Origin of the sequence: Enorma timonensis, assembly GCF_000321165.1 — a bacterium.
Classification (GTDB): domain Bacteria; phylum Actinomycetota; class Coriobacteriia; order Coriobacteriales; family Coriobacteriaceae; genus Enorma.
Genome location: NZ_CAPF01000053.1, coordinates 43,180 through 52,933 on the forward strand (window position 1 = coordinate 43,180; position 9,754 = coordinate 52,933).

At 66.6% G+C, this 9,754-nt stretch carries 6 protein-coding genes; 2 read left to right on the plus strand and 4 right to left on the minus strand.

Annotation, left to right across the window (positions count from 1 at the left end):
• Positions 1-16 precede the first annotated feature (16 nt).
• The 4 genes from BN423_RS06335 to fdrA form a co-directional block, all read right to left on the minus strand.
• On the minus strand, positions 17-1,297 hold the full coding sequence (locus BN423_RS06335) for a dicarboxylate/amino acid:cation symporter (RefSeq protein ID WP_019239422.1): 1,281 nt from the start codon (positions 1,295-1,297) through the stop codon (positions 17-19).
• Positions 1,298-1,561: 264 nt separating this feature from the next.
• Positions 1,562-2,833, minus strand: a complete 1,272-nt coding sequence (locus tag BN423_RS06340; RefSeq protein ID WP_019239423.1) for a dicarboxylate/amino acid:cation symporter — start codon at positions 2,831-2,833, stop codon at positions 1,562-1,564.
• A gap of 30 nt (positions 2,834-2,863) precedes the next feature.
• A complete protein-coding gene (locus BN423_RS06345) occupies positions 2,864-3,754 on the minus strand; it encodes a DUF2877 domain-containing protein (protein WP_019239424.1) in 891 nt (296 codons plus the stop codon).
• An 18-nt stretch (positions 3,755-3,772) separates the two neighbouring features.
• The gene (gene fdrA / locus BN423_RS11220) at positions 3,773-6,778 is read right to left on the minus strand and encodes a bifunctional FdrA/YlbE family protein (RefSeq protein ID WP_019239425.1); all 3,006 of its coding nucleotides are present in this window, start codon (positions 6,776-6,778) and stop codon (positions 3,773-3,775) included.
• A gap of 354 nt (positions 6,779-7,132) precedes the next feature.
• On the opposite strand from fdrA, the gene BN423_RS06360 reads away from it, so the two are divergent.
• Both BN423_RS06360 and BN423_RS06365 read left to right on the plus strand, forming a co-directional pair.
• Positions 7,133-8,728: a PucR family transcriptional regulator gene (locus BN423_RS06360; RefSeq protein WP_019239426.1), complete on the plus strand. Its 1,596-nt coding sequence runs from the start codon at positions 7,133-7,135 to the stop codon at positions 8,726-8,728.
• A gap of 2 nt (positions 8,729-8,730) precedes the next feature.
• Positions 8,731-9,669 carry an alpha/beta hydrolase gene (locus BN423_RS06365; RefSeq protein WP_019239427.1) on the plus strand — a complete coding sequence of 313 codons (939 nt, stop codon included), beginning with the start codon at positions 8,731-8,733 and terminating at the stop codon, positions 9,667-9,669.
• The last annotated feature ends 85 nt before the right edge of the window (positions 9,670-9,754 follow it).

Genomic DNA, 9,754 nt, shown 5'->3' on the forward strand with positions numbered 1-9,754 from the left:
ACCAAGCGCCGGCGCACTATGCGTCGAGCGCCTTCTTCCCATAGAACACATCGCGGTCGATGCCGTCCTTCTCGCCCGCGGCGACCATCATGGCGCAGAACACATCGGAATCCACGTTCAGGATGGTGCGGATGGCGCCCACCGGGTACGTGAGCCCCGCGAAGATGCCGATGCTCGAGAGCGGCAGCCCCAGCTGGGGCACGATCATCGTGAGCGACACGATGTCCGCGCCCGGCGCCACCGCGTTCGCCAGCGACAGCAGCGTCGAGATGACGGTCAGGTACACGAAATCGAATCCACCGAACGACATGCCGTAGATCTGGGCGATCGTGATGGCCGTCACGGCGAGGTGGATGGATGCGCCGTTGGAGTTGAGCGGCATGCCGAGCGGCAGCACGAGGTCGGCGATGTCGTCGCGCACGCCGATCTTGTTCTTGGCGTCGTCCATCTCGACGGGCAGCGTCACCGCCGAGGAGATGGTCGCGATCGCCATGAACGACATGCGCCAGATGTGCCGGATGAGCACGATCGGGCTGAGCGCGCAGCGCACGCACACCACGACGATCCACAGCACGAGGAACGCGAACACCGTGCCGCCGAGCACGAGCAAGTACTTGAGGAGCGGGATGAGCACCTCGGGGCCGAGCTGGCCCACCATCGACGAGACGTAGCAGAAGATGCCGATGGGCGCGACGGTCATGACGCCGCGGATCACGATGAGCAGCAGCTCGCCGAGATGCTTCGTCACGTCGAGCACGGGGCAGGGCTCGCCCTCGTGCGTGGTGCGCCAGAAGCTGATGGCCAGGCCGAGCGCGATGGAGAACACGATGCAGGGCACCATGGCGCCCGCCGCCATGGACGAGACGATGTTGCTGCTGAAGAAGTTGGTGAGCGTGTCCTGGACGGTCACGGCCGTGGTCCCGGTGGCGTCGTAGGCGGCCTCCTGGACGAGGGCGGTCCCCGCAAGGCCGGCGCCCGGCTGGAAGATCGTCGCCGCCGCGACGCCGCAGGCCGAGGCCAGGACCGACGAGCCCGCGAACCAGGCGATGCCCTTGAGCCCGATGCCCGAGAGGTCGCGCGCCGTGAGCCCGCCCACGGCCTCGATGATGGTGCACATCACGAAGGGCACGATGCCCATCTGCACCAGGCGGAAGAAGATGTCGCCGATGAACTGGATCTGGGCGAGCGGCTTGCCGCCGATGGCGCCGACGATATAGCCTGCCACCATCGCGATCACGATGGCGAGCGTCGCGTTGTACGTGAACTTACGGGTGCGTAGCGTACCTTCATTGCTCATGATTGATCACTGATTCCCCCGGGGAAACCACTCTTCCCCTCGTAGGTGGATGAGACACACCCCGCGCGGCGGGGCGGCTGCGGCCCGTGGGCGCGCAGCACAAGGCTTTTAGGTCCGAGTGGGGACCCGCCTGAGAGCGAACTGGTTGCGAGCGCGAGCTCGCGATATGAGGGGAGCCGCCGCCCAAGAGGAGACAGATGGTTGCAAGCGGCGGCTCCCGAAGGGAGATGCTACGGCGACGGGCGCACGGCCCGCGCCATGCGGTTAGACAGCTTCCTGGTATTGCTTCTTACCGTCGAAGATGTCGTGGTCGATGCCGTTGGGGCCTGCGACGAGCATGGCCGCGAACACGTCACCGCACACGTTGAGCGGGGTGCGGGAGGCGCCGGTGGGATACTCGAGGCCGCCGAAGATGCCGATGGCGGACATGGGCAGGCCGAGCGCCGGGACCATCATGGTGAGGGACACGAGCGAGGCGCCCGGGGTGGCGGCGTTCACGAACGAGATCATGGTGCAGATGACCCACACGGTGAGCAGCTCGTTCATGCCGAAGTGCACGCCGAACATCTGGGAGATGCACAGGGCGTCGACGGTCATGTGGATGGCCACGCCGTTGGAGTTGAGCGGCATGCCGAGCGGCAGGAGCACGTCCACGACGTCCTCGCGGATGCCGATCTTGCCCTTGGCGTCCTCCATGGCGGTGGGCAGCGTCACCGCAGAGGAGATGGTGGTGAAGGCGGTCACGAACGTGCGGGCGAGCTTGGCGGCGAGCTTGAAGGGGCTCACGCGGCAGTACGCGCCGCACACGATGAAGTACGCCACGAACATGATGACCATGCCGAGGATCATGACGCCGAAGTACTTGGCCAGCGGCACGAGCACGGGGATGCCGAGGGTGCCCACCATGGCGGAAACGTAGCAGAAGATGCCGATGGGCGCGATCTGCATGACGCCGCGGATGATGTTGAGCAGCAGCTCGGAGACCTCGCAGCACACGTCGTAGACGAGGCACTCACCGTTGTGGCTGTGGCGCCAGTAGCTGATGACCAGGCCGAACGCCACGGCGAAGATGATGATCTGGATCATGGTGCCGTTGGCGAGCGAGTTCATGATGTTCGTGCCGAAGAAGCCCTTGATGGTCTCGGTGATGCTCATCATGGCCGTGGCCTCGCCCTCGTAGGTGGCGTTCGCCACGATCGAGGAGCCCTCGAGGCCGGCGCCCGGCTGGAGCAGCACGCCGAGCGAGATGCCCAGCGCGGCGGCGAGGCCGGTGGTCACCATGAAGACGACGAGGCCCTTGAGGCCGATGCCCGTGAGCATCTGCGGCGTGAGGCCGCCCACCGACTTCACCACGGTGCACAGCACGAAGACCGGGATGCACATCTGGATGAGCGCGAAGAAGATGTCGCCGATGAACTGGATGTTCGACATCACGGGGCCGGCGATGAGGCCGACGATGACGGCGAGCACCATCGAGACGAGCAGCAGGATGGTAATATCCGGCCCCTTCTTCTTTGTTACTTCAGCAGTTGCCATGTGCCCTTTTCCTTTCTGTGTTCTGGGACATTACATAAGGCAGCAGAATGCCGCCGCGAACCCGAAGAGCCCGTCCGCGCCCGAGGTGTGGCCGACCTCGAGCACGCGGGAAAGCCGGGTGGGCAGCATCGCCACCTCATGGCTTCGCAGGGTCTCGCAGAGCTCGAGGTAGTCCGCGTTGGCATACCCCTCGCATATCGCCGCGAGGTAGGCCTCCGAGACCGCCGTGGTCTTCCCCCGACCGAGCACCGCGGCGGCCACGTCGTCGAAGAAGCGCTGCGCGAGCGGGTCCACCCCGTAGAGGAAGCGCAGGCCGCAGCCGAAGCCGCAGAGCACGTCGTCCCCCGAGGGCGTGAGGCCGAGCCCCCGTCCCACGAGGTAGCCCACGGCCCCGCTCATGGCGCGGCTCGCCGCCTCGACGCGCACGGGGTTCTCGTAGCCCAGCGCGTGGGCGAGGCACATCGAGGAGAACCGGGCGAGGCTCATGAGCGCCGTGTGCGAGCGCTCCTCCCCCTCCCAGGGCAGCCCGATGCGCTCCGCCAGGTGCAGGCTGTCGAGCGCGCGGTAGAGCTCGGCGTCGAGGCCCATGCCCTCCGCCGCGAGCGCGTGCGGGACGCGCATGCCGCGCCGCGGCGCGTGCGCGAGGTCGAACGCGAGCGTGCGGGCGCGGCCGTGCACCACGAGGCTCCGGCCGTCCCACTCCGCGGAATCGCCCGCCTCGATCGCGCGCACGGCAAGCGAAGCCTCCCCCGCCGCGACCGTGGCGCCCAGGCACGAGAGCGGCGCGTCCTCGGAGCCGATGTGGATCAGCTCGCCCGCGAGCTCCACGTTGAAGCTCGTGGCAAAGACGCTGTGCACGCCCCCCTGGGCGCGCTCGCCCAGGAGCTTGAGCGCATAGTCGCTGACGGAGGAGACGTTCATGCGGTCACGCCCCGCTTCCTACTCGATGCCGAGCTTGGCGCAGTAGGCCTCGAGCGCCTGCTCGAAGCAGGCGAGCGGTGCGCGGACGGTGCCGGCGCCCACCTGGCCCACGCCGGCGTTCTTGTGCGCGATGCCGGTGTTGATGAGCGGGGTGATGCCCGTGGCGACGACCTTGCGGATGTCGATGCCCAGGCACGTGCCCTTGAAGTCCCACGTGGGGATGGACCAGTTGGGGTTGTGCTCGACGCAGATCTTCTCCATCTCGTTGGAGATGTTGAGCGCGTCCTCGAAGCCGCCGGCGCCCACGAAGCGGGTCACGCCGGGTGCGGCCACCATGGCCATGCCGCCCACGCCCACGGTCTCGCAGATCGCGGAGTCGCCGTTGTCCGGGCAGCCGTCCTCGGCGGTGAAGCCGGTGAAGTACAGGCCGATGGGCGTGTTCACGGGCGCGCAGAACCACTGGTCGCCGAGACCCGTGACGCGCACGCCGAACTCGTAGCCGTTGCGGGTCATGGTGGAGACCACGCAGCCCTCCTCGTCCTTGCGCACGTAGTCCACGATGGACTTGCCCATGGCCATCATGATGTTCAGGAAGAACTGGTCGGTGTCGGCGAGGAACTGGATCACGCGCTCCTTGGCGTCCTCGGGCACGTCGGTCTTCACGATGAGCGGCGCGACCTCCTTCAGGAAGTTGAGCGTTGCGGCCATGTTGCGCTGGTGGAACTCGTCGCCCTGGGTGATGGCGCGCGCGATGAGCACGTTGAGGTTGATGCCGCCGTCGGAGAGCTTGAGCGCCTTGGAGAGCACCGGGCCGAGCTCGTCGGCCATCCAGTGCAGGCGGTCGACGACCTCCTGGCTGTAGGCGCCGAAGCGCAGCACCTTGCCGATGCCCTCGTTCATGGTGCAGTAGGCGGTGGTGCCGTCGGCCTGGTTCACGACCTTGAGCACGGCCATGTTCGCCGAGGTGATGCCGCCCATGGGGCCCACGGCGTGGCAGTGGTGGCAGGGGATGAACTCGACCTCGCCGGCCTCGAGCATCTTGACGGCCTCTTCCTCCGTCTCAGCCCAGCCCTCGAAGAGCGCCGCGCCGATGCACGAGCCGCGCATGGGGCCCTGCATGTTCTCCCAGGTGATGGGCGGGCCGGCATGCAGGAGGGTCTTCTTCTCGCGGTTGAGCTCGGGGATGACGTCCTTGGCCACCACGACGTCCACGAGCTGCGGCTGGCTCTCCTTGAAGCGCTGGCAGATGCGCTCGTTGGCCTCGTCGATGCCCTCGACCTTGGCGAGCTCGGTGAGCAGGTGGATCATGCGCTTGTTACCGCCGGCCATGGGCTTCCAGGTGTACTGGACGCTCTCGGCGCCGTAGGCGCGCAGTGGGTCGTTGAAGCTCTCGACGCCCACGTTGATCACGCGCGGCTTGGTGGTGAGGAGCTCCATGACGGCCTCGCTCGGCTCGGGCAGGGGCGAGGTGTCCTTCACCTCGTACGGCACGGCCTTGCGGTCCTCCTCGGTGAAGTGGACGCCCTTGAACTCGAGCGCGGCGCGCACGGCCATGGCGTTTGACGGCTCCATGATGGCGCCGGCGTCCTCGAGGATCTTGATGGAGCGCTCGTAGTCCTGCGGGTCGTGGCTCGTGCCCACGACGGTGCCCACGAACTGGATCGTGCGGCCCTCGGCGGCAGCCTTCGCCTTGCACTCGGCGATGACGGGCGCGAGCGCGGAGGCCATGTCGGGATGGCAGCCGTAGCCGAGCACGCAGTCGAACACGATGACGCCGGTGGTGTCCATGTCGCAGTAGTCGCGCATCATCTTGATGCGGACCTCCGGGTCGATCATGGGGTGCGGGCGGCCCTGGGTGTACACGTCGTCACCGAGGTCGATGACGTCGTAGCCGCCGTGGCGCAGCATGTAGCCGTCCTCCTTGATGATGGAGCCGAGGTTGAGCGCCTCGGTGATCATCATCGCGGCCTCGCCGGCCAGCGTGCCGCCGGAGTACAGGCCGATGACGGTCTTGTCCTCGGGCAGCGGCTCGTCGCAGGTGAAGTCGAGCGGCTCGAGGTAGTTCTTCTTGACGGGGTTGCCGTTCGCGAGGTCGACGGCGATGCGCGCGGTCTCCTCGAGCGTGTGCGCGAGGTAGACCTTGCCCTGGTGCGCCTCGGGCTTCTCGCCGATGAAGATGGCGACGACGGGCTTGGTGCACTTCTCGAGCAGGTCGACGACCTCGTCGCGGACCTCGGGCGCGGGCGGCTTGGAGATGACGCAGATGACGTCGGTGGGCTCATGGTTCTCGAGCGCCACGATGGCGTCCTTCACCGTCACGGCGCCGACCTTCTCGTTGAGGTCGCGGCCGCCGGTGCCGATGGCGTGCACGCAGCCGCCGCCCAGGCGGTCGATCATGCACGTGACCTCCTGGATGCCCGTGCCGGAGGCGCCCACGATGCCGATGTTGCCGGGGTTGATGACGTTCGTGAAGGCGATGGGCACGCTCGAGATGACGCCGGTGCCGCAGTCCGGGCCCATGAAGAGGAGGCCCTTCTCGTGCGCCTTCTGCTTCAGGCGCACCTCGTCCTCGAGCGGCACGTTATCCGTGAAGGAGAAGACGTTGAGGCCCAGATCGAGGGCGCGCTCGAGCTCGGGTGCGGCGTACTCGCCGGGGATGGAGAAGAGCGCCATGTTGGCGTCGGGGAGCTGCGCGATGGCCTCTTCCCAGCTCGTGGCCTCGGCGGGGCCGCCGGCGGCCTCCTTCTTCACCGAGAGGTCCGCGAGGAAGGCCTCGGTCTCGGCGAGAACGGTGTCCAGGATGGCCGCGTCGTCGCTCTCCACGACGATGACCATGTCGGACGGGTTCGCGGCCGCGGCCTCGTCGGTGAGGAGGCCGGCCGCCTTGTAGATGTCCTTGTTGGCATCCGTGCCCATCATGATCTGGCTCTGGATGACGCCGTCGAGGGTGTTGATCTTGTTGGTGAGGAGCATCAAGTTGATGGAATCCTGGTAGGAATTCGGCTTGATTACCGTTTGCAGCATCGCGTTCCTCCTGTTCGTGCGTTGGATACAGACACGCCGCTGCGGGGCGCTCGTGCGGCGATCCCGGGACGCAGCCGCACCGTGCGATTGCCTCGAATTGAACCATTCTGTCGGCGGGGCATAATGCGCTGGCAGGCTAGGATTTGTCGGAACACTTTGTCCAAACGGGAAATGAGCACGTCAACGGCGTCGATATACTTATTTATGTATCGAATGGATAACGAGACGGTATCCTCGCGGTAACCGGCCGGCATCTATCGCGTTTCGAAACGCGACGGCTCGCCGGGCGCCGCGCGCTCCCGCTAGGCTGGATACCGTTGACCCGACCGCACGCGTGCATGACAGGAGGCTCCGGTGAACGTCAAGGAGATGCTCACGCTTCCCTCGTTCGCCGGCTCCGATGTCTTAGCCGGCGAGGGCTATCTCGATAACGAGATCTCGAGCGCCATGATCCTCGAGGGCGCCGACATCCAGAACTGGGGCAAGCGCGGCCAGCTCATCATCTCGAGCTACTTCGCCCTCATGAACCTCGACGAGAACGGCTTGGGGAAGTTCTTCCGCACCATGAGCACCATCGGCATCGGCGCCTTCGCCATCAAGCCGGGCCGCGCCGTTGACGAGGTGCCGCACAAGATCGTGGAGCTCTGCGACGACTTCGACCTGCCGCTCATACGGCTCTCGCCCTCCGTGAAGTACGAGGCGATCCTCTCAGACGTGCTCGGGCACGTGCTCGATTCGAACCTCACGCTGCTCAACCGCTTCTACGAATCGCACCAGCACGTCATGGCGCTCGCGCTCAAGCAGCCGTCCATCCCCTACATCCTGAACACCATCAAGAACTCGCTGCACACCGAGGCCACCTACCTCGACGCCCGGCGCGACCGGCGCATCGGCACGGACGCCGCGCTCGCGGAGTTCACGGGTTACTCGTTCACGCGGCGCGACCCGAGCCCCTACCAGACGCACGCCTACTTCGACGCGAAGCTCCTGTATACCGAGGAGACCCGCGACGCGCTCGCCATCCGCATCCCCAGCTCGGACGGGGTGGACTACTACCTCATCATCCACGGCAGCGCCTCGCAGCTCTCGCTCGTCGACACCATGTTCGTCGAGAACATCGTGAGCCTTCTGCAGATCGAGATCCTGAAGCAGAACGCCGTGAAGCAGAAGCTGTTCTACCAGAACAACAACACGGTGCACGACCTGCTGCTGGGACGCTTCACCACGCGCGAGCGCATCGACAGCGCCCTCACGCTGCTCGGCGTCGACCGTTGCCCCTGCTACCAGCTGCTGCTCGTGCGCGCCATGCTCGAGGACCCGAGCGACACCGACCGCCAAGACGAGCTGCACCAGGCGATCCGCCGGCGGCTGCGCTCGGCCTACCCCGGCATCGTGTGGTACGTCAACGGCGACCGCCTCGTGATCCTGCACAACTTCCGCAGCGAGCTCTCGGGCATCGACGTGAACGAGGTGCAGCGCATCCTCGAGGACCTGCACGCCTCTTCCACGCTGCCGCTCTTCAAGCACTTCGCGGTGCTCTCGAGCACGGTGGACCGCTACAACCTCCCCGTGACCAACAACGAGATCATGAACGCCTACCGGTTCTTCGATGACTCGAGCTTCGAGAACGTGACGCTGCGCTTCGATGACCTGGGCATCTACAAGCTGCTGCTCGCGGCGGACGACCCCTCGCGCCTGAACGGCCTCATCGACCCGCGGCTGCAGCGGCTGCACGACGAGAACCCGGACCTCTTCCGCACCGCCGTGACGCTCTGCGAGCACAGCCTGAACTTCCACGAGACCGCCGAGGAGCTCTTCCTGCATCCCAAGACCGTGCGCTACCGCATCGACCGCGTCCGCGAGGTCTACGGCGTCGACGTGCGCAACTCCGACGATTTCCTGCAGGTGATCCTCGCGGACAAGATCATCGCGCTGAGCCGGAAGGGGTAGCCATGGCCACGGCCGCAGACGCCGCGAGCACGCTCGCGGACCTCGTCACCATCCACGAACCCGCCGCAGGGCGCGACCGCCATATCGCGGTCTTCTACCTGCACGGCGGCGGGCTCCTCTACGGCGAGCGCGACGACCTCCCCGCGCCGTACGTCCGCGCGATCACCGACGCAGGCTACACCCTCGTGTGCGCCGACTACCCGCTCTGCCCCGAGGCCGCGTTGCCCGAGGTGGTCGATGCGATCGCGCGCACCTGGTACGAGGCCGTGGGCAGGCGCGTCGAGGCGGGCGAGCTTACGGGGTACTTCCTCTTCGGCCGGTCCGCGGGGGCGTACCTCTCGCTCGTGCTCGCGCGCGAGCTGCGCCGGGGTGGGATTGAGCGCGGGACGGGCGACGACGGCGCCCCCAATGTCCGCGCGCTGCCGCAACCCCTCGGCATCCTCGACTTCTATGGGTATTACGACCTCACTGACCGCGCGTTTCGCGAGCCCGCGCGCGCCTATACCGCGCTGCCCGAGGTCACGCGCGCGACGGCGGAGGCCATGGTGCGGCCCGCGCCACTCACCTCGGGCCCGAAGCCGCTGCGCTACAGCCTCTACGTGTACGCCCGCCAGCACGAGGGTGCCTGGCTCGAGCTCATGGGCCTCGACGGGAGCGCGGCCGAGCGTACGGCGGAGGCCTGGTCGCTTTCCGCCGAGGACATCGCCCAGCTGCCCCCGCTCTTCATCGCGGCGAGCACGGGCGACGAGGATGTGCCGCTGCGCGCCTCAAAGACCCTCGCGCGCACCGCGCCGCGCGCGACCATGAAGACGGTGTACTACCTGCCGCACGATTTCGACCGCGACCTCACCAACCCCGCCGGCATGGAAGCCTACCGCTCCGCCCTCTCCTGGATGGATGGGTTGGTTGGGGACGTGTTCCTTTCAACCCATTTTTCTTAAACGCCTTAGATGGGTTGAAAGGAACACGTCCCCAACCAACCCATTCGCAAGCCGTTTAAGCCCCTCAAGCCCAAAGTGAGCGAAA